General features: G+C 73.2%; 19 protein-coding genes and 1 pseudogene. 7 read left to right on the top strand and 13 right to left on the bottom strand.

Going from position 1 to position 22800, the window contains the following annotated elements; translation table 11 throughout:
• From JL475_RS08635 to JL475_RS08600, 8 genes and pseudogenes are all read right to left on the bottom strand, one after another.
• Window positions 1–1771 (bottom strand): annotated as a pseudogene (locus JL475_RS08635) (hypothetical protein); the annotation flags it as partial.
• A 94-nt stretch (window positions 1772–1865) separates the two neighbouring features.
• Window positions 1866–2747 carry a hypothetical protein gene (locus JL475_RS08630; protein WP_202276836.1) on the bottom strand — a complete coding sequence of 294 codons (882 nt, stop codon included), beginning with the start codon at window positions 2745–2747 and terminating at the stop codon, window positions 1866–1868.
• A 115-nt stretch (window positions 2748–2862) separates the two neighbouring features.
• On the bottom strand, window positions 2863–4389 hold the full coding sequence (locus JL475_RS08625; protein WP_202276835.1) for a hypothetical protein: 1527 nt from the start codon (window positions 4387–4389) through the stop codon (window positions 2863–2865).
• A gap of 206 nt (window positions 4390–4595) precedes the next feature.
• Window positions 4596–5459, bottom strand: coding sequence for an SGNH/GDSL hydrolase family protein (locus JL475_RS08620; protein WP_202276834.1), 864 nt, complete (start codon window positions 5457–5459; stop codon window positions 4596–4598).
• Window positions 5456–6646 carry a glycosyltransferase gene (locus JL475_RS08615; RefSeq protein ID WP_202276852.1) on the bottom strand — a complete coding sequence of 397 codons (1191 nt, stop codon included), beginning with the start codon at window positions 6644–6646 and terminating at the stop codon, window positions 5456–5458. Before JL475_RS08615 ends, JL475_RS08620 begins: the two co-directional genes overlap by 4 nt.
• A gap of 80 nt (window positions 6647–6726) precedes the next feature.
• On the bottom strand, window positions 6727–7860 hold the full coding sequence (locus tag JL475_RS08610; protein ID WP_202276833.1) for a glycosyltransferase family 1 protein: 1134 nt from the start codon (window positions 7858–7860) through the stop codon (window positions 6727–6729).
• Between the two features lie 162 nt (window positions 7861–8022).
• Window positions 8023–9441 (bottom strand): HEAT repeat domain-containing protein, encoded by a 1419-nt coding sequence (locus JL475_RS08605; RefSeq protein ID WP_202276832.1) that lies wholly within the window; start codon window positions 9439–9441, stop codon window positions 8023–8025.
• A 407-nt stretch (window positions 9442–9848) separates the two neighbouring features.
• Window positions 9849–10241, bottom strand: coding sequence for an ankyrin repeat domain-containing protein (locus JL475_RS08600; RefSeq protein WP_202276831.1), 393 nt, complete (start codon window positions 10239–10241; stop codon window positions 9849–9851).
• A 332-nt stretch (window positions 10242–10573) separates the two neighbouring features.
• On the opposite strand from JL475_RS08600, the gene JL475_RS08595 reads away from it, so the two are divergent.
• Together JL475_RS08595 and JL475_RS08590 are read left to right on the top strand one after the other, a co-directional pair.
• Entirely contained in the window at window positions 10574–10768 is a 195-nt protein-coding gene (locus JL475_RS08595; RefSeq protein ID WP_202276830.1) for a hypothetical protein, read from the top strand.
• Window positions 10769–10824: 56 nt separating this feature from the next.
• Window positions 10825–12498 carry a hypothetical protein gene (locus JL475_RS08590; RefSeq protein ID WP_202276829.1) on the top strand — a complete coding sequence of 558 codons (1674 nt, stop codon included), beginning with the start codon at window positions 10825–10827 and terminating at the stop codon, window positions 12496–12498.
• Between the two features lie 65 nt (window positions 12499–12563).
• Here the strand turns inward: JL475_RS08590 and JL475_RS08585 are convergent, their stop codons facing one another.
• Window positions 12564–14063 (bottom strand): PLP-dependent aminotransferase family protein, encoded by a 1500-nt coding sequence (locus tag JL475_RS08585; RefSeq protein ID WP_202276828.1) that lies wholly within the window; start codon window positions 14061–14063, stop codon window positions 12564–12566.
• 99 nt (window positions 14064–14162) lie between these two features.
• Here JL475_RS08585 and JL475_RS08580 point away from each other — a divergent pair, with 99 nt between their 5' ends.
• From JL475_RS08580 to JL475_RS08565, 4 genes are all read left to right on the top strand, one after another.
• The gene (locus JL475_RS08580) at window positions 14163–14828 is read left to right on the top strand and encodes a YitT family protein (RefSeq protein ID WP_202276827.1); all 666 of its coding nucleotides are present in this window, start codon (window positions 14163–14165) and stop codon (window positions 14826–14828) included.
• Window positions 14825–15592, top strand: a complete 768-nt coding sequence (locus JL475_RS08575; protein ID WP_202276826.1) for a glycerophosphodiester phosphodiesterase — start codon at window positions 14825–14827, stop codon at window positions 15590–15592. Before JL475_RS08580 ends, JL475_RS08575 begins: the two co-directional genes overlap by 4 nt.
• 47 nt (window positions 15593–15639) lie before the next feature.
• Window positions 15640–16992 (top strand): MFS transporter, encoded by a 1353-nt coding sequence (locus JL475_RS08570; RefSeq protein ID WP_202276825.1) that lies wholly within the window; start codon window positions 15640–15642, stop codon window positions 16990–16992.
• Window positions 16993–17258: 266 nt separating this feature from the next.
• The gene (locus JL475_RS08565) at window positions 17259–17633 is read left to right on the top strand and encodes an RNA polymerase-binding protein RbpA (protein ID WP_003977404.1); all 375 of its coding nucleotides are present in this window, start codon (window positions 17259–17261) and stop codon (window positions 17631–17633) included.
• 108 nt (window positions 17634–17741) lie between these two features.
• Here JL475_RS08565 and fxsA read toward each other — a convergent pair whose 3' ends face one another.
• The 4 genes from fxsA to JL475_RS08545 form a co-directional block, all read right to left on the bottom strand.
• The gene (fxsA, locus tag JL475_RS08560) at window positions 17742–18323 is read right to left on the bottom strand and encodes an FxsA family membrane protein (RefSeq protein WP_202276824.1); all 582 of its coding nucleotides are present in this window, start codon (window positions 18321–18323) and stop codon (window positions 17742–17744) included.
• 113 nt (window positions 18324–18436) lie between these two features.
• Window positions 18437–19276 carry a polyprenol monophosphomannose synthase gene (locus JL475_RS08555; protein ID WP_202276823.1) on the bottom strand — a complete coding sequence of 280 codons (840 nt, stop codon included), beginning with the start codon at window positions 19274–19276 and terminating at the stop codon, window positions 18437–18439.
• 550 nt (window positions 19277–19826) lie between these two features.
• A complete protein-coding gene (locus tag JL475_RS08550; RefSeq protein WP_202276822.1) occupies window positions 19827–21443 on the bottom strand; it encodes an amidohydrolase in 1617 nt (538 codons plus the stop codon).
• A gap of 137 nt (window positions 21444–21580) precedes the next feature.
• A complete protein-coding gene (locus JL475_RS08545) occupies window positions 21581–22021 on the bottom strand; it encodes an Lrp/AsnC family transcriptional regulator (protein ID WP_109379411.1) in 441 nt (146 codons plus the stop codon).
• 267 nt (window positions 22022–22288) lie between these two features.
• Here JL475_RS08545 and JL475_RS08540 point away from each other — a divergent pair, with 267 nt between their 5' ends.
• The gene (locus JL475_RS08540; protein WP_202276821.1) at window positions 22289–22723 is read left to right on the top strand and encodes a hypothetical protein; all 435 of its coding nucleotides are present in this window, start codon (window positions 22289–22291) and stop codon (window positions 22721–22723) included.
• Window positions 22724–22800 lie beyond the last annotated feature (77 nt).

Genomic DNA, 22800 nt, shown 5'->3' with positions numbered 1-22800 from the left:
GGGCGCGGTCGGCCGCCGTGGCCGCGTCCGCCGCGCGGGCGGCGGCGACCGCCGGGCGGTCCAGGGCGGCGGCGGCCTCGCGCGCGTGCTCGGTCGCCCGGCGGGCCGCCTCGCGGGCCGAGTCCCAGGCGGCGACCGCGGTCTTCTCCGCGTCGCTGGCCGCGAGGGCGGCGCGGGCCGGGTCGGCGTCGGGGGTGCTGTCGTCGAGCCAACCGGCCCGGACGGCTTCGGTGGTCTCCTGCTCGACCTCGGTGAGGCGCTGCCTGAGGTGGCCGATCTCGCTGCGGGCCCGCTGTGCCTCGGTGGCGGCGGCGGTGGCGTCGCGGTGGGCGGCGTCGCTGACCTCCTGGAGGGCGGCGGACCGCTCCTCCTCCTCGTTGGCGAGGTTCTCGGCGTTCTGCGCGGCGGTGTGCAGGGCTCGTACGAGGTCGACGGCGGCCTGCGCTCGGGCGGCCAGCGCGGGTGCCGCGTCCCGCTCGGCCTCCTGGATCGCGGCCGAGACCCTGGCTGCCCGGTCGGCGGCGGCGCGGTGGCGCAGCGCCGCCTCGGCGGCCTGCCATGCCGAGTACAGGGTGCGCGCGTCGGCGAGTTCCCGTTTCTGGGCGGCGGCGGACTTCTCTGCCACGGTGAGCGCCAGGGAGGCGTGCCGGTAGGCGATCTCCGCCGAGATCAGTGCGCTGTGTTCACGTGCCGTTCCGGCCTGGGTGACGGCGTGGGCGGCGGCGGTGACGCGCTGCGCGAGGTCGGCGGCGCGGACGCGTTCCTGGTTGCCGCGCGCGGAGAGCCTGCGGGCCAGGGTGCGGGTGCGGCGTTCGGCCGCGGTGTGGATCTCCCGCGCCTGGGTACGGGCACCGGCCGCTTCGACGATCCTGCCGAGCAGTTCGACGGAACCGGCGGTGAAGTCCCGTTCGGCGATCAGCTCGGCGCGTCGGCCCAGCTTGTTGCCGAAGCCGCCGACCAGGTCGGCGAGTCCGTCGGTGTCACGGGTGTCCGTGACGGCCCGCAGCAGCAGATCGGTGAAGTCCGAGTCCTTCTTGACCGCGAAGAGGCCGGCTGCCTCGCCCTCGTCGGCGTTCATTTCCCGCTGGTAGCGGAAGAGTTCGGGGTCAAGGCCCAGGTCGCCGAGGTGCTCGGTCCAGCGCTCGTGGGTCTCCTCCCAGTGCACCTCCAGGTGCGGATACGTCCTGCCCGCCTCCGTGAGGGCGTCCCGGAAGCCCTTCATGGTGCGGCGGCGGCCCTTCGCTCCGGACTGGCCGTCGGCGGGCGGCCGTACGGCGGTGGCCTCGGCGACGGGAAGGTTGTCCAGGCTGAGTCCCGGGCCTGGCCGCAGCGAGTACCAGGCCTCGGCGAACTTCCTCGGGTCGTTGGAGACCTGGCGGCCACGCCATTCACTGGCCTTGCCGACGACGACGCACTCGCCGGTCAGTACGTGCTGCCACTCCAGCGCCACGTGTCCGCAGTCGTCGGCCAACAGGAACTTGCGCAGCACGCCGGAGCTCGCGCCGCCGAGGGTGTTGCGGTGGCCCGGGAGCATCACGGAGAAGATCAGCTTCAGCAGGACGGACTTGCCGCCGCCGTTCTCCAGGAAGAGCACCCCGGCGGGCGCGGGCCGACGGGGCGGGCCCACCGGCTCCTCCGCGAAGAACTCCGCCTGCGTCGGCGCGGGTTCGGGCACGGTCTCGCCGACACCGCGCAGGTCGAGCACGGTGTCGGCGTAGCGCGCGCCGGCGGGCCCGATGGAGTAGAGGCGGACCCGGGACAGCTCGTACATGGCGGACTCTCGAAGTCTTCGGCAGGTCGGGGTGGTTCGGGGACAGGAACGTGGGTGGAGACGGAGACGGGAACGTGCGGTGGCGGGGGACGGCTCAGGCGGAATGGAACGGCAGACCGGCGCCGGCCACCAGTTCCAGGTCCTCACCGCTGTCCGCGGGCAGCAGGGTCGGGGTGCCGTCGGTGACCGGGACGATGCCCAGCTCCAGCAGTTCGGCCATGGCCGCACCGCCTGCCAGGTCGCGCACCTGGAGCTGGTAGCGGGCCGTCGTGCGGTAGGTGCCGCCGTGGTCGTCGCCGGTGCGCTGCAGGAACCCGGAGTCGGTGAGGAACGTGACGGCCTTGGCGACGATGCCGGTGGTCGAACCCGCGAGCCGACGTGCGTCCTTGGTCGCGCCGGTCGCGCTGCGTCTCGCCCAGATCCGCCAGGCCGTCTCCAGCCCCGGGGCGTCGCTGGCCGGGTCGGTGTTCTCGCCCTGTTCCGCGGCCCGCTCCTCCAGCCGGTGGCAGGCCTGGCGTACGAAGGCGTCGACGCCGTTGACGGTGACCCGCCCGATGTAGGCGTCGTCGGCGAGGTCCTCGGGACGCGGGAACGCCATGACGGCGACGGCGAGGTGTGCGAGCCCGTGCAGGAACCGGTCGCCGCCGTCGGCGGAGGTCCGCCGCGCGTAGTCGCCCATACGGACGGCGAACACCGAGTCCTCGGCGGCGGTCACGGCCATCCCCGCGCGCGGGGACACCTCGAGCACGATCAGGCCGAGGCCGGTGGCCACGGCGTCGGCGAGGCGCGCGAACGGCGGGTCCTCGCGGTAGCGGCGCAGCAGGTCCGCGTACTCCTGGTCGCGGGCCGGCTGCAGCTTGGGCTGGAGGCCGAAGGCGACGAGCCGCGCCGCGTCGGCGGCGTCGGCGGGTGTGACGGCGGCGCCGGCCGGTGCGGTGGAAGGCTCCGCCTCGCTCCACTCGGCATGCTCGCTCACGGACACGGTTCCTCCTCGCGCTGGCGAACGACGGTGACGGCGGCAACGACGGTACCGGCGGCCGGCCCGGAGCCTGCGGCCACCGCCGACTCCCCGAGGTCCGGCGGAACGCCCATCAGGCCGCCTCCGTCCGGTCCGCCGCCATCCCCGCCGCGTCCAGCAGAGCCGTACCGACGATGAGATCGGCACCGCCGAACTCGGGGTCGTCCAGTTCCACACCGTCGTCCACCGCGAAGAGCAGGCGCCGCTCGCCCTGGCGGTAGGCGGTGCCGACCGGCGGGCTGGCCGCGTGGACCGCCAGCAGGGCCACCAGGTACGGAAGTTCGGAGTCCTGGCCGCGGGCCTCGGCGAGCAGTCCGGACAGCCGTCGGGGCGCGTCGGCCGGCAGTTCCAGCAGGGTGGTCGCGGCCGCCAGCTGCTCCTCGCTGAAGCGGCTGTCGTCGGGGGTGGCGATCAGGTCGGGTTCCGGCATCTCGGCGCCCAGGTGCTCCCGCTCCACCGCCGGGGTCAGCAGGATGTCGACGAGGTCGGCGACACGGACGGACACCGGTGTACGCAGCCCGGTGCCGCGGGCGAAGAAGGCGTCGGTGACCCGGACCGCCTGCTCCAGGGGCAGCGGGAGCAGGGGGGAGAGGAGGTGTCCGTAGAGGTCCGTGCCCGAGGTCGAAGCCGGCGTGGCGAAGGCCTGCCTGTCCTGTTCGGCCCGGAACAGCGGGCCGGCCTCCAGCAACCGGGACTGCAACTGGGTGTGCCGACGGATGCAGTCCTTGACGATGTCCACCAGCTCGGCGGCCCTGCGTTTGTGCTCGGGGTCCTCCGATTCGTCACGGGCCTTGCGGATGTTGGTGAGGATCGCGTTCTCGTGGCGGTACCGGTCCGCGACGTGGTCCAGGGCCTCGGCGATCATGTCGGGAACGGCGCTCAGCCAGTCCACCGCGCGTACGTTGCGCCGGGTGGCGTCCAGGGCGCGGCGCAGCGATTCGGAGTACTGCACGGTCCGGTAGCGGGCCTGTTCGGCGGCGAGCTGGGCGTCGGCGAGCCTGCCCCGGCTGATCAGCACCTCGAGTTTGACCTCGGCGGCGATCTGGGCACTGGTGACATCGGTGTCCAGGGCGCCGACCAGGACGTTGACCGCCTCGTCCGTGGTCCGCAGGTAGACGGTGCCGCCGGGGCCGGGGACCTCCTCGATCAGCTTGAAGTCGTAGTCGCGGCGGACATAGCTGCCGTCCGCGCCGAACACCCCGTACACCGCGCGGAAGCCGCGGTCGACACTGCCGACGTTGATCAGGTTCTCCAGGACCCAGCGGGCCACCCGCTCGTGCTCGGCGGCCGGTCGGCTGGGTGCCTGGGCGGCGATGCGCGGGACGAGCCGGGCGACTATCTGGTCGTGGTCGGCACCGGTGTCGAAGTCCATGTTCAGTGTGACCAGGTCGATGGCCGCCAGGGCGACCTCCGCCATGCCGTACACCGAGTACTCGCCGGCCAGATTGACCTTGCGGGCGTCCAGGTCGTGCAGCGGCGCGGTGCAGGCGAGTGCGCGCAGCCGCCGGGCCAGCCCCTCGTCGGCCGCCGGGCCCGGCGCGGGCCGCGGGCCCGCGCTGAGCTGGGGCGGAGCACTGTCCGTCGATGCAGGTGAAGTCACGGTGCACAGACTAGGTCCTCGGTCTGACAACGACCCAAACGACGCAGATGCGCCCCGGTGTCACGGTTGTCACACCGCTTCGAACCCACGGGGACCGCCGGGGCCCGCTGACGACCGGTTCGCTCCGGACGCGGTACGCGTCGGGCCGCACACGGCCGGACCCGCACCGGAAGGGCCCGGCCCACCTCATCGCCGTACGGCGCCCCTCACCGCCGTGCGGCGCCCCTGAAGCCCGGGGGCTCCTCCGCCGTCAGCGCGGCCAGTGCCGCCGACACCGCGGCGGAGGTCCGCAGGTCGAGCCGGACGCTCGTCCCCCGCGCGCGGTGCCGCAGGTCGTCGGCGGCGAGCGCGAGGAGCTGGGGCAGCAAATCGGTGCACCGACGGGCCACCCATCCGGTGCCGGCGGTGGCCAGCCACCACAGGCTCGCCGTCAGGGTGGGTGCCGCGGACTCCGGCTCGGGCGAGGGCGCGGGTCCGGGGGCGAGACCGCGTTCCGCCAGCAGCGCGTGGAACCTGACGGCCAGTTGGCGGTGTCCCCGCTCGCCCGGGTGCATCCGGTCCGCGCTCCACATCGTACGGTCGGTGGCCCAGTCACCGTCGCTCGCGTGCAGGTGCACCGCGCCGTACCGGTCGGACAGCGCGTGGACGACGGTGTTGACCGCGCGCTGTCGGCGGGCGAGCGGCCTGGCCAGCGCTCCGGGCAGGCCCATGGTGCCACCGGGGTCGGGCAGGCACGCGGTGAGCAGCACGGCGCCCTGGGCCGCGCAGGCCGCGTACACCTGGTCCAGCCGCCTGGTCACGGCGTAGAGGTCGAAGCCCTGCCGCAGGGTGTCGTTGACCCCGACGACGACCGACACGAGGTCGGGCCGCAGGGCCAGTGCCCCGGGGAGCTGGCCTTCGAGCACGTCTCGCGTCTGCGCCCCGCTCTTCGCCAGGTTGGTGAACCGTACGGGCTGCTCGCCCAGCGACTCGGCGAGCAGTGCGGCCCAGCCCCGCCACCCGTCACCGGCGCGGTCCCCGACGCCCTCGGTCAGCGAGTCGCCGAGGGCCACGAACCGCACGGGTCTCATCTCGGGCCTCCCGGTACCGCGGACACGGGCCGGACCGGCGCCGTGTCCTCCCGCGCGGCCGTCCGCGGGGCCTCGTGGGCGTCGAGGAACGCCGTCACGGCCGCTCCCCACCCGAAGCCCTCCGCACGCGCGCGTGCCGCCGCGCGCCGCTCCGTCTCCGGCCGTCCCAGCAGGAGTTCGACGGCGTCCGCGAACGACTCCCCCCGGTCCCCCGCGACCGCCCCGGCGGAGCCGATCACCTCCGGCAGCGCGGACGAGGTGCTCGCCACCACGGGGGTGCCGCACGCCATCGCCTCCAGCGCGGCGAGCCCGAAGGTCTCCGCGGGTCCCGGCGCCAGGCACACGTCCGCGGAGGCCTGGAGCGCGCCGAGGAGCGCACGGTCGAGGACGTGGCCCAGGAAGACGACAGGCAGTCCGCGTTCCCGGGCACGCTGTTCGAGCCGCGGCCGCAGCGGTCCGTCCCCCGCCACCACCAGCACCGCCCGCCTCCCGCGCCGCAGCAGTGCCTCCAGCGCGTCCAGCGCCGTCCCGGGCCGCTTCTCCACGGACAGCCGGGTGCACGTCACCAGCAGTGTTTCCGCCCCGCGCGCGTGGCGAGCCCGCAGCCCGGGGTCGTGCAGCGAGGGATGCCGCTCCGTCAGGTCGACGCCGAGCGGTGCCCGTACGACGTTGCGGGCACCGATCCTGGCGAACTCCCGCTCGGCGAACTCGGTGGTGCACACGACACGCGCATAGGTGTGGGCGGTGCGGACGTTGAGGGCGTCGGCGGTGCGCCGCGCAACCCCCTCCGGCAGCCCCCAGGTGCGCAGCACGCCGTCGGCGGTCTCGTGGGAGACCATGACCGCGGGCACCCGGGCCCGCCGCGCCCATCTGCCGGTCCAGCGCAGGGTCGTACGGTCGGACACCTCCAGCCGGTCGGGAGCGAGTTCCTCCAGCAGGGCGGCGATCCGCCGCTTGTCGGTGAGGACGCGGTAGCCGCCGGTGCCGGGCAGGAGCGGGCCCGGCAGGGTGAGCACCCGCCCCTGCTCGGTCTCCTGGTCGCTCTCCCGCTCGCCGGGAACGATGAGCACGGACTCGTGCCCCGCCGCCCGGTAGCCCCTGCCGAGCTCCCGCAACGCGGTGCGCAGCCCGCCGGAGGCCGGCGCGACGAAGTTCGCGAGCCGTACGATCCGCAGCGAGCCGTCCACGCCCTGCGGGCACCCGACGCCCTGCGCGCCGTCGGCACCCGGCACACCGGTCGGCAGGGTCCCCGTTCCCAACGGCCCGTTCACGCCGCCACCGCCGTCCTGCGCCCGGCGAGCACATCCGTGTAGTGGCCGATCAGCCGGTCCCCGACGGCCGCCCAGGTACGGCCCTCGACCGTCGCGCGCCCCGCTGCCCCGTAGGCGGCCCGCAGCCGGGGGTCGGCGGCCAGGGACCACACCGCGTCCCGTACCGCGGCTGCGTCGCGCGGCGGCACCAGAAACCCGGTGCGCCCGTGCGCGACCAGGTCCAGCGGGCCGCCCACGGCGGGCGCGACCACGGGCACGCCGCTCGCCATGGCCTCCTGCACGGTCTGGCAGAAGGTCTCGAACGGTCCCGTGTGGGCGAAGACGTCCAGCGAGGCGAAGATCCTCGCGAGTTCGTCACCGGTCCGTCGTCCCAGGAAGACCGCGCCGGGCATGGCCTGCTCCAGACCCGGCCGGCTGGGGCCGTCGCCCACGACGACGACCCGCACTCCCGGCAGGGCGCTCGTTTCGGCCAGCAGCTCGACCTGCTTCTCGGGGGCGAGCCGGCCGACGTAGCCGACGATCAGCTCGCCGTTCGGGGCGAGTTCCCGGCGCAGTGCCTCGTCCCGCAGTTCGGGCCGGAAACGGACGGTGTCCACGCCGCGCGGCCACAGTTCGACCCTGGGGATGCCGTGCTCCCGAAGGTCGCTCCGCGCGGCGCCGGACGGGGCGAGGGTGAGGTCGGCGGCCGAGTGCACGGACCGGATCCGACGCCAGGCCGCGGCCTCGCCCGCGCCCATGTACGTGCGGGCGTACCCGGCGAGGTCGGTCTGGTAGACGGCCACGGCCGGCAGGCCGAGACGCGAGGCCGCCGCCATGCCGCGCGCACCGAGCACGAAGGGGCTGGCCAGATGGACGAGATCGGCCCGGTGCCCGGTGATCGCAGCGGTGACGCGTCGGCTGGGGAGGGCGACGCGGACCTGCGGGTAGCCCGGGAGCGGGAGGGAGGGGATCCGGACGACGGGGCACGGGGCCCGGTCGTCGGGTTCGTCGCCCGCGGCGGTGGGGGCGGCGGGGGCGACGACAACAGGGCTGTGACCGCGGTCCACGAGGTGTCGTGCGGTCTGGAGCGCGCAGTGAGCCACGCCGTTCACGTCAGGGGGAAAGGATTCGGTCACGATGACGACTCGCATACGGGTGTTCTCGCCGCGCCGGACGTGGCCACGTCAACGTGGATCTTTCCGGCCGGGGAACGTCCCATGAGCGTTGCGTCGCACACCCCCAGGGGGCGAACGCCGGCCATGTGCTCCTGTCCCGCGGGTCGTCCGGCGTTCACACCGCGCGCCCCGGGCGGGTCACACGACGGTCTCCCCGGGACCTATCCGGCTGCGCACGGCGGTCTGCACCTCGGCCTCCTCGGCCGGGTCGACGGCGAGCCGGCGCAGGCGCTCGAAGACTCGGGCGTCGCCGGTCTCGGCGTGCCGCGCGGCGATCTCGCGAGTGGACTCCTCGCAGTCCCAGAGGCACTCGACGGCGAAGCCGCTGCCGAAGGAGGGATCGGTGGCCGCGAGTGCGCGGGCGGCCCGGCCGCGCAGATGGGAGGAGGCGGTCTCCCGGTAGACGTGGCGGAGCACGGGAGCGGCACAGGCGATGCCCAGGCGTCCGGCGCCGTCGACGAGGGTCCACAGGGCCGGCGCGTCGGGGCCCTCGCCCCGTACCGCCTCGCGCAGCGCGGCGAGGACCAGGTCCCGGTCCTGTGCGCCGCCCCGAAGGGCGAGGACACGGCCGGCGGCGGCGCCCAGGGCGTCGGGCCGGTGGGCCCAGCGGCGCGCACGGTCGACGGCGGCGAGACTGCGCATGCGTTCGAACGCGTCGACGGCGGTCTCCACGACGGGCGCCGACCCGGTGGCCACGGCGCCCTCGATCAGGGTGAGGGCGTCCGGATCATTGCCGTCGGCGAGATAGCGCAAGGCGGTGCAGCGGGCCCCCTCGGTGCCGTCCTCGGCGGCCCGGACGATCTCCGGCCGGTCCTCCGGGCCTGCCACGGCGCTCAGGCAGCGGGCGGCCGGGACATGCAGGGCGGCGCCACGCTCGATTCCCTGCTGGGCCCATTCGAAGACGGCCCGCACGCTCCACCCGGGGCGGGGACCGGTGGGACGCATCTGCCGCTGCCAGCGGTCGAAGCAGCCGGTCTCCTGGGCGCCGCGCACGCGCGTGGCGACGGATTCGCGTGGATCGTCGGCCCACAGGCGCCAGGGCCGCGGCTCGAAGGCGTCGCGGACGGTGGCGGCCAATTCGGCCTCACCCTCGGCATCGGTGGTGAACCGCGCGAGCACCGGGACGGCGAGTGCGCGCAGACCCGCGTCGTCGTCCCGGAGGGCGAGTTCGTCCAGGGCCCAGGCCCAGTTGGAGCCCTGGGCGGCGTACCTGCGCAGCAGGACGAGCGCATCCCGCCTGCCGTAGGAGGCGAGGTGCCCGAGGACCGCGAGGGCGAGCCCGGTGCGTGACTCCTCGGTGTCGAGGATGTCCTCGGCCTCGAAGAGGTGCGCCTCGATCGCGTCCAGTTCGCCGTGCAGATCGAGATAGAGGCGGGCGTAGTAGAGGGAGCGGTTCTCCACCTGCCAGTCGTGGCGCGGATCGTGCAGCACGCAGTGGTTCAGTGCCGCGAGCGTTTCGGAGCGCGGGGCGGTGAGCGCGTGCAGCGTGCCGTCGCCGCGGCCACGCTGAAGCAGGCCGAGCAGCGTACCGCTGGGCGCTATGACCGGATCGAACATGGGAAACAGCCTCACATCAAGCGTCGACGCAACCGGGGACGTGCATTACCTGGCCGCGTGCCAACACGTCGGGGCGCCCGCCGTTTCCTGCTTGCTGTAGACCATCTTCCTCTGCCTCTCGTCGGTGGCCCGTGCGGACCGCGTCACGGCCCGCGCGGTGCGGCAACACCTGCCCAGCCATCGCGTCCGTGAATCACGTCGTCATGATGACCCGGCGGTCACATCTGCCGCGACCGAATTCCGGCGGCCTCGTACCGCCTACTCCGTTTCCCGCAGATTCCCGCAGATTCTCGCGGTTCCCCGCGGTTTCCCGCGGTTTCCCGCGGTTCCCCCGTGTCCTCGCCGGTCGGAGTGCTCGGCGCGACGTCCGGTTCAGCGCTCGGTCCGGCTTCGGCCCCATGCACGGTTCAGCGTTCGTCGAACAGTTCGAGCAGTTCCGCGCGGTCGAACATCCGGGCCGTGTCGACGGCCGAGGGAGTGCCTGCGGCAGGGTCGGCACCACCGTGCAGAAGGGCCTTGACCACCTCGATCTCGCCCTTGAAGGCGGCCCCGGCGAGCGGGGTCTGTCCCCGGTCGTTGATCCGGTCGGCGTCGGCACCGCGCTCCAGCAGCGCGCGGACCGTCTCGGCATGACCGTGGTAGGCGGCGAGCATCACGAGCGAGTCGCCCCGGTCGTTGGTGAGGTCGGCAGGCACACCCGCGTCGACGTAGGCCACGAGTTCCCCGGTCCGGCCGCGCCGGGCCAGATCGAAGATCTTGGTCGCCAGCTCCACGACCTCGGGGTCGGGGGCTTCAGTCATATCGGCCGGACCGCCTCTCACCACGGATCACTCCGCACATCGGGGACAGGGCGTACGTCTGCGAGCGGTGCAGAGCCGTACGGGTGAATCGCCAGGGTACTGGCTCGTGCGGCACATGAGCAGACGCGTCCGAGGTAAAGATCACGGGGCACCCGGCCGGATGCAGCCGGATGCGACAGCCCACGTCCGCCGGGTCGGGAACGGTCCGCAACGGTCCGCCGACCGGGCGAAACATGAGCCGATTAACCCAGTTGCACCTTTTGTCGTATAGATACATTCTGTGAGCCTGGAAGTACTCATGGTGACTGTCCCCGCGAACCAGGAGAACTCACATGATCCTCTCGATCTCAGGCGTGGTCCTGCTCGGCGTCGTCCTCTTCATCTTCTGCCGCAAGGACGGCCTGAAGCCGTTGCACGCCGTGGTAGCCCTGCTGTTCGGCTTCTATCTGGCCAGTACGGCCATCGCGCCGAGCATCAAGGCGGGCGGCGAAAGCCTGGCCGGCCTCCTCGGTGGAATCAGGTTCTGACCCACCGCGCCCCATCTCCCGACGTACCCGCCCACCCGCACACACTGGAGGCAGCAGTGGCCCGGCGCCCCCTTCCCCACATCCTGAGGAACGGCGGCATCCAGCTCGCCCGGAGCCGGGAGCTGGCCCGGACGGCGGCCGACAGCGCCACGGACGTCCTCCATCCGCTCATCACGATCACGCGCGGACTGCGCCGGCTCGCCTCGGCCGGACGGCGCAGGTGGCTCGCCACCCCCAAGGAGCGGCGCGGAGCTCTGCTCTTCCTGGTGGCATCGGTGGTCCTGGTCGTGGCGCTCCTCCCCTACGGCCCCCTGCTCGCCGTCATCATCCTGATGGCGGCGGCGGCCTGGCAGGGCCGGGACCGTGCCCCAGCCACGCCCGACGGGCCCGACGAGTCGCAGGTCAAGCGCCTGAGGTCGCTGTACCACGCCCTGGTGCCGTACTTCTCGTCCGCCGAGGACCCGGATCCCCTCTACACCCACGGCGGCGCGTGGGAGAACGCCTTCCCCGCGTACGAGTTCGACGGCACCGGCCGCATCACCCACCTGCTGATCAGCTATCCCGCGTACTACACCGACGGCGAACCGGAGTCCCGCGCCCGGATCGAGCGCCTGCTCGCCGCCAAGTCGGGGCGCGGCCGCGAATACCACTTCGCCTGGGACGAGGAGGGCAACCAGCTCACGGTCCGCGTCCTCGCCCCGCTGCCCACCGACATCGCCGCCCAGCGCTTCGTCACGTCCCCCGGCGAGACGGTCCTCGGTTTCACCGATCCCACCCGGGTGCGGCGGACCCTGCCACTCACCCACGGTGAGAAGCAGCGCGACGTTCCCCCCGTCGTCTGGCGCACCGGCATCCGCTCCACCGAGCCCCATCTGCTGGCGGTCGGTCACCCCGGCAGCGGTACCTCCACGCTGCTGCGCTCCGTCGCCCTGCAGGCACTGGTCCACGGCGATGTGATGATCATCGACGGCGGCGACACCGGTGAGTACGCGTGCCTCACCGGCCGGGACGGCGTGCTCTCCGTCGAGTGCGGCCTGGCGGGGGCTCTGGCCAGTCTCCAGTGGGCCGCGCACGAGACGGAGCGCCGTCTGATCGCCGCCAACCGGGCCCACCAGGCGGGCGATCCGCCGCCCGCGGACACCAGGCGGCCGCTCTGGATCCTGCTGGACCGCCCGAGCACGTTCACGCACCTCGCCGCCGCGGACGACCGCGAGGACCCCCAGTCGCTGCTCCAGGTCCCGCTGCGGCACGGCCGCCCGGTGAACGTCACGGTGGTCGTCGCCGATCAGCTCGACAGCATGGAGACCCTCACCGACGCGGTACGGCAGCACACCCGCGCGCGTGTCGTCCTCGGACCCGCGACACAGGAACAGGTGGCGGCCGTCCTGGGCGCTCCCCCGCACACCACACCCGTCGAACACGTCCCCCCGGGTCGCGGCTACGCCCGTCTGGGCACGGGCCCGGTCCACCGGCTCCAGGTGCCGGCCACGCCGAACCCGTACGACGACGCGACCAGCGACGCCCACCGGCAGGCGGTGCTGGACCTGCTCCCGGCCCGGACGACTCCGGCGGAAACGGAGGCGCGGGCGCCCGAGCGCACACGGCCGGTACCCGGCCTCCTGTCCAAGGTCCCTGTCGACGAGACCTCCGTGGACACGGCCCCCACGATGGCCGACCAGCGCACCGAGGACAACGTGCCCGCGGAGGCGGCCGTCGCCGAATCCTCCTGACCGCACACCGCCTGCCGCCGCCCCCCCCTCGGGCACCGCGCGCAGGCGCCGCCCGTCCGCCGTGGCTACGCCACGAAGGAGCGCGGCACCTCCACCCCCGACGTCCCGCCGGTCTCGACGATCCGTGCCGCCGCGGCCAGCCGTACCGCCGCCTCCTCGGCCACCGCGCCGCCCACGGTGAACGGCAGTCGCACATATCCCTCGAACGCCCCGTCGACCCCGAAGCGCGGCCCCGACGGCGCCCGTACCCCGACCCGCTCCCCCGCCTCGGCGATCCGCGACCCCGAGAGCCCACCGGTACGCACCCACAGGGTGAGCCCGCCGCGCGGGACCTCGAACTCCCAGTCGGGCAGTTCCCGGCGCACCGCGCCGACCAGCGCGTCCCGGTTCTCCCGGGCCTGCGCGCGCCGGATCTCCACGGCCCGCTCCCAGCCGTCCGTGCCGAACAGCCAGTTCACCGCGAGCTGCTCCAGTACGGGCGTGCCCAGATCGGCATACGCGCGCGCGGCGACGAGACCGCGGATCACGTCGGGGGCCGCCCGCACCCAGCCGATACGCAGGCCGGCCCAGAACGCCTTGCTCGCCGAGCCGACCGTGACCACCGTGGATCCGGCCGGGTCGAAGGCGCAGACGGGGCGCGGCATCTCCACATCCGGATCGAGCCAGAGTTCGCTCATGGTCTCGTCGGCGACCAGGACGGTCCCCGCCGAGCGCGCCGCGTCCACCAGTCGGCGGCGCTGGTCCTCGTCGGCGAGCGCACCGGTCGGGTTGTGGAAGTCCGCGACGACGTACGCGATGCGCGGCGCCGCTTCCCGCAGCACCTGCCGCCAGCGGTCCAGGTCCCAGCCGGTCAGCCCCTCCGCCATGGCGACGGGGACCAGCCGGGCCCCGGCCTCCCGCATCAGCTGGAGGATGTTGGCGTAGGACGGCGACTCGACGGCGATGCGCTCGCCGCGGCCTCCGAAACGGTGGCAGATGGCGTCGATGGCGCCCATCGCCCCGGTCGTCACCATGATCTGCTCGGGCATGGTCGGGATGCCCCGCGCGGTGTACCGGTCGGCGATCGTCGAGCGCAGCGCCGGCAGTCCGGCCGGGTAGTCGCCGTGGGTGTGCGCGTAGGGCGGCAGTTCCTCGAGGGCGCCCTGTACGGCGCGGGTGAGCCAGGGTTCGGGCGCGGGCAGGGCGGCGCAGCCGAGGTCGATCATCGAGCCGAGGGCCTCGGGGGGCAGCGGTTCCAGTCCCCGCGCGGGCACCGGGTTCCCGGCCGGCACGGCGGTCCAGCTGCCGGCGCCGCGTCGTGACTCCAGGAACCCTTCGCCGCGCAGCTCCTCGTAGGCGGCGGCGACGGTGGTGCGGCTGACGGACAGGGCCAGGGCCAGTTCCCGCTCGGCGGGCAGCCGGGCGGCCACCGGGACGCGCCCCTCGAGCACCAGCAGCCGGATCCCGTCGGCCAGGGCCCGATAGGCGGGCGGGCGGCGGGTGCCCGGGCCGGTCGGCCGGTTCTGCTGGGAATGGAGCAGCCGGGCGAGCTGCGCTGCACCCACCGCCGAGGTCCACTGCGCCATCTGAATCAGTCCACCTTCCTCGAATTGGCCATGGATGACATCCCCCTCCCCGCCACAGGGTGTCACGGGTCAGTCCACTTCCACCACGGGGGGCATGCCTTGTCCAGCCGATCGCCCCGGCACGGGTATCTCGCACGGCGTCTGTTCCAGCTCTACACCGGACTGGCGCTGTACGGCGCGAGCTCGGCCCTGCTGGTCAGGTCCGGACTCGGCCTGGAGCCGTGGAACGTGCTGCACCAGGGCCTGTCCGAGCGGACGGGCCTGTCGATGGGCCTGGTGGTGACCGTCCTGGGCACGGCGGTGCTGCTGCTGTGGATCCCCCTGCGCCAGCGCCCGGGGCTCGGCACGGTCTCCAACGTCCTGGTGATCGGCGCCGCCATGGACGCGACCCTGACCGTGGTGCCCGAGGCGCACGGCACGGCCCTCCGCGCGCTGATGACGGTGGCCGGCATCGTGCTGAACGGCGCGGCGACCGGGCTGTACATCGCGGCGCGCTTCGGACCGGGCCCGCGCGACGGGCTGATGACGGGCCTGAATCAGCGCACGGGGGTGTCGATCCGGCTGGTGCGCACGGCCATCGAGGTCACGGTGGTCGCCACGGGCTTCGTCCTCGGCGGCACCGTGGGCGTGGCGACCCTCCTGTACGCGGTGGCGATCGGCCCGCTCGCCCAGCTCTTCCTGCGGGTGTTCGCCGTCCCCTCGGCATCCGTCGGCCCCACGGCCGTTGCCACCGGTCAACCGCACGGGGTGATACTGCGTCCGTGACCTCACGGATACGCCACCCCTACCTCGACCATCCCGGCCCGATCGCGTTCGCCCACCGCGGCGGGGCGGCGAACGGACTGGAGAACACCGTGCGCCAGTTCCGGTGCGCTGTCGAGGCCGGTTACCGCTACATCGAGACGGACGTCCATGTCACGCGGGACGGCCGGCTCGTCGCGTTCCACGACGCGACCCTGGACCGGGTGACGGACGGGGCGGGCCGGATCGCCGACCTGCCCTGGCGGGACGTGCAGCACGCACGCGTGGCGGGCCAGGAGCCGGTGCCCCTCTTCGAGGAACTGCTGGCCGCCTTCCCCGAGGTGCGGTGGAACGTCGACGTCAAGGCCGAGCCCGCTCTCCTGCCCTTCCTGGACCTGATCGAGCGGACGGACGCCTGGGACCGGGTCTGTCTCGGCTCCTTCTCCGAGGCCCGTGTGGTACGCGCCCAGCGGCTGGCCGGGCCCCGCCTGGCGACGTCGTACGGCACGCGGGGGGTGCTGAATCTGCGGCTGCGCTCGTGGGGGCTGCCGACCGTGGTGCGCCGGTCGGCCGTCGCCGCCCAGGTTCCGGAGGCCCAGTCCGGCGTCCCGGTGGTGGACCACCGCTTCGTGCGCACCGCCCATGCGCACGGGCTCCAGGTGCACGTGTGGACGGTCAACGAACCCGAGCGGATGCACCGGCTCCTGGACCTGGGCGTGGATGGCATCATGACCGATCACATCGACGTACTGCGCACGGTCATGGAGGACCGCGGCCTGTGGGTCTGAGACCCCGCCCGGCCAGTGAGCGCGTTCACGGGGAAGCGAGGGCACGGGTGGGCGACGACACCGTGCGATCACCGGCAGCGGACGAGGCGGCCGGCCGACGGTACGAGCAGCGCGGCTGGTACTTCTACGACTGGGCGTGCTCCGTGTACTCCACGAGCGTCCTCACGGTGTTCCTCGGCCCCTATCTGACGTCGGTCGCCGAGGCCGCGGCGGACGCGAACGGGTTCGTGCACCCGTTCGGCGTTCCGGTGCGCGCCGGGTCGTTCTTCGCGTACTCGGTGTCCCTGTCGGTGATACTGGCAGTACTCGTGATGCCGCTGGTGGGTGCCGCCGCCGACCGCACCGGCCGCAAGAAGCCGCTCCTCGCGGCCGCCGCCTACACGGGTGCCGCCGCCACGGCGTGCATGTTCCTCCTCGACGGCGAGCGCTATCTGCTGGGCGGCGCCCTGCTGGTCGTGGCGAACGCGGCGCAGTCCGTGGCGATGATGCTCTACAACTCCTACCTGCCGCAGATCGCCACTCCCCAGGAACGCGACGCGGTCTCCTCGCGGGGTTGGGCCTTCGGCTACGCGGCGGGCGCCCTGGTCCTCGTCGCCAACCTGATCCTCTACTCCGCCCATGACGGTTTCGGACTCTCCGAGGGCACGGCGGTCCGTATCTGCCTGGCGTCGGCGGGTCTGTGGTGGGGCGCCTTCACCCTGGTGCCGCTGCGGCGGCTGCGCGACCGCCGTGCCCCCGCGCGGGAGGCGTCGTCCGCCCTGTCCGGTTTCCGGCAGCTCGCGGCGACCGTCCGCGACATGCGGCACCACCCCCTCACGCTCGCCTTCCTGCTGGCGTACCTGGTCTACAACGACGGCATCCAGACGGTGATCTCGCAGGCCTCGGTCTACGGCTCGAAGGAGCTGGGGCTCGGGCAGTCCACGCTCATCGTCGCCGTGCTGCTGGTCCAGGTACTGGCGGTGGTCGGCGCGCTGGCGCTGGGCCGGCTGGCCCGGATCCACGGGGCGAAGCGCACGATCCTCGGCTCACTGGTCGCCTGGACGCTGACGCTGGCCGCCGGGTACTTCCTGCCCGCCGGGGAGCCGGTGTGGTTCTTCGTTCTGGCCGCCGGGATCGGCTTGGTCCTCGGCGGCAGCCAGGCCCTGTCCCGGTCGCTGTTCTCCCACCTCGTGCCGCCCGGCAAGGAGGCCGAGTACTTCTCGGCGTACGAGCTCAGCGATCGCGGGATGAGCTGGCTCGGTCCGCTGCTGTTCGGGCTCACCTACCAGCTGACGGGAAGTTACCGGGACGCGATCATCTCGCTGGTGGCCTTCTTCGCCCTCGGTTTCGCGCTGCTCGCGCGGGTTCCGGTGCGCCGGGCGGTCGCCGCCGCGGGGAATCCCGTTCCGGAGAAGATTTAGTACTCGGCGCGAAAGGGCTGTAGTGTACGCGTTTGGCCTGCCAGGTGTACCGTTACTGCGCGTCAAAGATGCCGAAACGCCGTGTTGCATCTGTCATTAGATGTGACAAACCGGGCGCCGGTGGGTACTGCACTGGTTGACAAGGCTGCGGCTACGACGGCGACACATGGCCCGGAACGGGAATCTTTACCGCCGACCGGACGTTGACCGGATGACGACGACAGCGACACCTGTCCTGTGGGCGACAAGCCCGGGAGGCACGATTCATGAGTGAGCGAGCTCTTCGCGGCACGCGCCTCGTGGTGACCAGCTACGAGACGGACCGCGGCATCGACCTGGCACCACGCCAGGCCGTGGAGTACGCATGCGAGAAGGGGCACCGCTTCGAGATGCCCTTCTCGGTCGAGGCGGAGATCCCGCCGGAGTGGGAGTGCAAGGTCTGCGGTGCCCAGGCACTCCTGGTTGACGGCGACGGCCCCGAGGAGAAGAAGGCCAAGCCCGCGCGTACGCATTGGGACATGCTGATGGAACGACGGACCCGTGAGGAACTCGAAGAGGTCCTCGAGGAGCGTCTCGCCGTTCTGCGCTCCGGCGCGATGAACATCGCGGTTCACCCCCGGGACAGCCGAAAGTCGGCTTGATCCCGACGGAGGATCGGACGGGAGCACAGCGCACAGCAGCACACAGGACCGCGGGCGCCGTACCAGCTGGTACGGCGCCCGCGGTCCTGTGTGCGTTCGGCTCGGCCCTCAGCGCGGGAGCGGCGGCCGGGGCTCCTGCGGGAAGTCGCCCGGCGAGGTACCGCGCTCGTCCCTGATCACCTCGCCCTGGACCACCTTGCCGTCGGGCCGGTGGATACGCGCCTGCTGGAAGGCACCGCCCAGGGAGCCCTGGGCGGCCTCGCGCAGCTTGCGCTCGAAGGTGCGCTCGGCGCGGCGGCTCACGGCCTTCTGGACCGGGGGCACCAGCAGGAGCAGACCGGCCGCGTCGGAGACCAGACCCGGGAGGATCAGCAACAGCCCGCCCAGCATCACCAGGCCGTTGCCCTCACTGTTCGGCCGGGGCTCGGGCAGCACGCCGCTCTGTTGCTGCTGCAGCGTCTCGGTGAGGTTCTTGAAGGCGCGTCGGCCGGCTCGCTTGATCACCACCGAGCCGAGGACCAGGCCGGCCAGCAGCACCAGGAAGACCACCAGCCCGTTCGACGCCCCGGCGAGGACCGTGAGCAGCCAGATCTCCAGCACCAGCCACACTGCTACGCCGAGCGGCAGGACGGTGCGCAGCCGGGAGCGCCGGGGCCGGGCGGGGTTCGAGGTCTGAGCGCCAGTCGTCATGCTCCCAGTGTGCCTGGCCCCTGCTCAGCACGGGATAAGCGGGACCGGCGGGCCTCTCTCGGCACGGCGAAACGCACGCACGGCCCGCTCCCCCGCCCGGCGGGCCCTTCCGGCTACCCGCCCTGCTTCGTCCGCTCGCTCCGCTGCGACTGCCCGGTCCGTTTGGCGTCCTCACGTCCCAGGACCTTGCCGATCCTGTCCCCCACGCCCCACGCGGTGACCCGCCACAACGCCTCGACGACGATGTCGCGGCTCATCTTCGAGTCGCCGAGTTCCCGCTCGACGAAGGTGATGGGCACCTCGACGACGTGATAGCCGGCCTTGACCGCGCGACGGGCGAGGTCGACCTGGAAGCAGTAGCCCTGGGAGGCGACGTCGTCCAGACCGAGGCCCTCCAGGGTCTCGCGGCGGAACGCGCGGAAGCCGCCGGTGATGTCACGCAGCGGCAGATCGAGCGCCACCCGCGAGTAGAGGCTGCCCCCGCGCGAGATGTACTCACGGGACTTGGGCCAGTTGACCACCCGGCCGCCGGGCACCCAGCGCGAACCGAGCACCAGGTCGGCGCCCTTGAGGGCGGTCAGCAGACGGGGCAGTTCCTCGGGCTGGTGAGAACCGTCGGCGTCCATCTCGACGAGTACGCCGTAGTCGCGCTCCGCGCCCCAGCGGAAGCCCGCGAGGTACGCGGCGCCCAGGCCTTCCTTGCCCTTACGGTGCAGGACCTGGACGTGGTCGTCCGTGGCGGCCAGTTCGTCGGCGAGCCTGCCGGTGCCGTCGGGGCTGTTGTCGTCGGCCACGAGAACGTGGGCCTCGGGAACGGCCTTGCGCACCCGGCCGACGATCGCCTTGATGTTCTCCGCCTCGTTGTAGGTCGGAATGATCACCAAGGCCGTGCCGAGCGGGCCGAAAGTCCTTCCCTGGGCTTCCGCCGCGCGGGTCCCGTCGCCGTCGTCCACAACTGCCCCTTCATGTCATGTTCAGGGTCCCACCATAGTGGTCACAGCCTGCACTGACATGGCATGACGTTCATATGATGGCGTTAATTTCCGAAGATCGGGTAGAAGTGGGCCTTCCCCCGTACGGGGAGGGCCCGGGCGCGGTGTACGGCGGATGGGGGCCCGGCGCCCTTCGGTCCGACCTGGGACCCGCCGGCTGCGAGTCGACCTGAAGCCGTTGTCTACTGAGCGCCCGGCCCCACCCGGGGCCACACCTTCCCGACCCACCGGAACGTTCCCTCGCGCCGCGCCGACGCTGAGCCTGGCTCCCGGTGACGGTGCCCGGTGCGGCACACCGTCCCTGACCCAGCGGCGCTGCCTCGAGTGGGCGGAACTTCCCCGGCCGGGCGTCCGATGGTGGACCCCGCCGAACCTAGCTTTCCCCCCGCCGCTTCCTGCCAACAGACGTTTGACCTGCGCAATGCGGTTCAGGTGGCCGGCCGGCGGGGAGGATGCGCAGGTCGCGAGACGGGGGCTCGGCACGTGCTCGTCACCGGGCGGTCCGCGTAGATCACTCTCCCGGCCGTACGAAGACCGTGCGTCCGCCGACCACCGTGCGCCGACAGACGGGCAGGTCGCCACCCGGGGTCAGGTCCGGCAGCCCGGGGGTGCCGGAGCGTGGGTCGGTGGACCAGCGCGCCACCCGGTCGTCGGGTGCCTGTACGACGAGGTCACCGGTGTGCCACACGGCGTAGTCGGCGGGAGCCCCCGGCACCAGGGCACCCGCGTCGTCACGACCGATCGCCCGCCAGCCGCCCCGCGTGTGCGCGGTGAACGCGGCCCGCACGGAGACCCGGTGTTCGGGCGTGCGGTGGAAGGCGGCGGCCCGGACGGTGCCCCACGGGTCGAGGGGCGTGACCGGGCTGTCCGAGCCGAAGGCGAGCGGGACGCCGGCGCGCAGCAGGGCCGCGAAGGGGTTCAGGGAGCGGGCCCGCGCCACGCCCAGGCGCCGGGCGTACATGCCGTCCTCGCCGCCCCACAGGGCGTCGAAGGCGGGCTGGACGGAGGCGGTCAGGCCGAGTTCGGCGAACGCGGCGACGGTCTCGGGGGTGAGCATCTCGGCGTGCTCGACCCGGTGCCGGGCGGCCCGCACACGCGCGATGCCCACCTCCTCAGCGGCGGCGCGCATTCCGTCGACCACCGCGCCGTTGGCGGCGTCACCGATGGCGTGGAAGCCCGCCTGGAGGCCCGCCTCGGTGCAGTCGACGACATGGGCGGCGACGGCGGCGGCGTCCAGATGGGCGGTGCCCGTGTGGCCGACGTCGGCGTACGGCTCGTACAGGCAGGCGGTGTGCGAGCCGAGGGCCCCGTCGGCGAACAGGTCGCCCGCGGCGCCGGTCGCGCCCAGTTCGCGGGCCTTGGCGACGTCCCGCTCGGCCCAGTAACCGACGACGCGCGGGCCGCTGCCCTCGGCGGCGAGCCGCAGCAGGCCGGTGAAGTCGTCCTCGGAGGAGATCTCCGGGCCGCCGCACTCGTGGACGGTGCCGATGCCCACTGAGACGGCGTGGGCCAGGGCCGCACGCTGCGCCTCGGTGCGCTGGGCGGGCGTGACGGCGCCCAGGGCGGCGGCGCGTACGACGTGGTGGGCGTCACCGGTGAGCGGCCGGGCCTCGCCGGGTGCCTCGCGGGCGATCTCGCCGGTGACGAGGTCGAGCAGCGCGGTGGTGACGACCGCGGAGTGGACGTCGATCCGGCTGAGGTAGAGGGGGCGCCCGCCGGTGGCCGCGTCGAGTTCGGCGCGGGTCGGGGGGCGGCCGTCCGGCCAGCGGGACGCGTCCCAGCCATGGCCGAGCAGGACCCGGTCGGCCGGGCGGGCCGCGGCGAACTCCCGCACCCGGGCCAGCGCGGCCTCCAGGGAGGGGGCGTCGGACAGGTCGAGGCCGGTGAGGGCCAGGCCGGTGGCCGTGGTGTGCACGTGCGCGTCGGTGAACGCCGGGGTGACCAGTGCCCCGTCGAGGTCGATCACCTCGTCCACGCCGTCCGCGAAGGAGTCGGCGGCGCCCTCGGAGCCGACCCAGGCGATCTGGCCGCCTTCGACGACCATCGCGGTGGCGAAGGGGTCGGCGGGGCTGTGGACCTCGCCGCGGCGGAGCAGGACGGTGTGCGGCGGGGCGGTGCGTTCACTCATGACCCACAGTGTCGCCCCTCGCGGGGCCGGGCCCGCACCCAGGGCCGCTCTTCGCGTCACGTCCGCACCGCTGCGCCCGCGCGCCGCACGTCCGGTCGCGCCGCGCCCGCGCGGCGCACTCCCCGCGCGGGTGCGGGTCAGACGCGCGGCGGACGGGCCTCGTACGGAGTGGACAGGACCACCGTCGTCCGGGTGGAGACGCCCGCCAGCGAGCGCACGCGTGCGAGCAGTTCCTCCAGTTGGCGCGGAGTGGCCACCCGCACCTTGAGGATGTAGTTCTCGTCGCCCGCGACACTGTGGCAGGCCTCGATCTCGGGCACGCCCGCGAGGCGGTCCGCGATGTCGTCGGGGGCACTGGGGTCGAACGGCTTGACCGAGATGAAGGCGGTCATGGGCAGACCGACGGCATCCGGGTCGACGACCGCGGCATAGCCGCGGATGACACCACGCTGTTCCAGTCTGCGCACCCGCTGGTGCACGGCCGACGTGGACAGGCCCGTGGCCTTGCCCAGGTCTGTGTAGCTCATCCGCCCGTCCTTGACGAGCAGCTGCACGATCTGTCGGTCCAGCTCCTCCATGGCGCAAGAACCTACAGTGCCGTCGATCTCCTCGGATACCCGAGCTGTCCAGGTCATGCCCGGTTCGTGATGTGCCGGGCACCCCACCCGGGTCGGGCGGAGGACGAAACCGTCCGCGGGCCGCACCCCCGGACGGCATGTGACGAATACCACACCCCTCGAACAGTCTTCGTGATGTTCTCGTGATTACCCCCGATGGGGGACGGGAAGTGCTTGCTGTGGTCGAGGCCGCAGCGCCTTCACGGCCCAGCCCGAGGGGGAGAACCCATGCAGAGTCTTAAGCGCCCTGGTCGCACCACGCCCAAGCGGCAGCAGCCCGTCGTCGAGCTCGTCCCCGAGTACGTCGACCCCGACGCTCTCGACGACGAACTCGACGCGTACGACACCTTCGAGATGTACCGGGTCGTCTGCCCGGACTGCGCGCAGCCGATCGCACTGCTCGCGGACGAGGAGGTCCTGCCGGAGCACGCGCTGTGCGCCTCGCCGTGGAACCCGTTCGGGCTCACGGTCTGCACCGGCACCGGCCGCAGTGCCGACGAGGCCCGGCCGGCGGACGAGTCCGCCACGCTCCAGGAGCAGGACACCGCCCTGCTGTTGACGCTCCCTCAGGGGCTCGACTGGCGGACCCAGCCCTTCTCGCACGTCGGCGGTCCGGCTTCGCGCCCGATCAGGGTGCCCGTCATACGGCGCCACGCCGCCTGAGCCGCCCCGGCCCGGCCGGGGCGGCCCGCCGAGCGCACCGCGACGGGATTCCGTGCGCGGTGCGTCGCCCGGCACGG

The sequence above is a fragment of the Streptomyces sp. M2CJ-2 genome (assembly GCF_016757295.1).
Taxonomy (GTDB): domain Bacteria; phylum Actinomycetota; class Actinomycetes; order Streptomycetales; family Streptomycetaceae; genus Streptomyces.
The sequence above is the reverse complement of the archived record's forward strand: the minus strand, read 5'-3'. Positions and strand labels throughout refer to the sequence as shown.

Excerpts from the sequence above, each read along its gene's own strand:
- JL475_RS08620 (WP_202276834.1), bottom strand. The coding sequence starts at position 5,459 with ATGAGACCCGTGCGGTTCGTGGCCCTCGGCGACTCGCTGACCGAGGGC.
- JL475_RS08610 (WP_202276833.1), bottom strand. The coding sequence starts at position 7,860 with ATGCGAGTCGTCATCGTGACCGAATCCTTTCCCCCTGACGTGAACGGC.
- JL475_RS08605 (WP_202276832.1), bottom strand. The coding sequence starts at position 9,441 with ATGTTCGATCCGGTCATAGCGCCCAGCGGTACGCTGCTCGGCCTGCTT.
- JL475_RS08600 (WP_202276831.1), bottom strand. The coding sequence starts at position 10,241 with ATGACTGAAGCCCCCGACCCCGAGGTCGTGGAGCTGGCGACCAAGATC.
- JL475_RS08595 (WP_202276830.1), top strand. The coding sequence starts at position 10,574 with ATGATCCTCTCGATCTCAGGCGTGGTCCTGCTCGGCGTCGTCCTCTTC.
- JL475_RS08585 (WP_202276828.1), bottom strand. The coding sequence starts at position 14,063 with ATGGCGCAGTGGACCTCGGCGGTGGGTGCAGCGCAGCTCGCCCGGCTG.
- JL475_RS08565 (WP_003977404.1), top strand. The coding sequence starts at position 17,259 with ATGAGTGAGCGAGCTCTTCGCGGCACGCGCCTCGTGGTGACCAGCTAC.
- fxsA (WP_202276824.1), bottom strand. The coding sequence starts at position 18,323 with ATGACGACTGGCGCTCAGACCTCGAACCCCGCCCGGCCCCGGCGCTCC.
- JL475_RS08550 (WP_202276822.1), bottom strand. The coding sequence starts at position 21,443 with ATGAGTGAACGCACCGCCCCGCCGCACACCGTCCTGCTCCGCCGCGGC.
- JL475_RS08545 (WP_109379411.1), bottom strand. The coding sequence starts at position 22,021 with ATGGAGGAGCTGGACCGACAGATCGTGCAGCTGCTCGTCAAGGACGGG.
- JL475_RS08540 (WP_202276821.1), top strand. The coding sequence starts at position 22,289 with ATGCAGAGTCTTAAGCGCCCTGGTCGCACCACGCCCAAGCGGCAGCAG.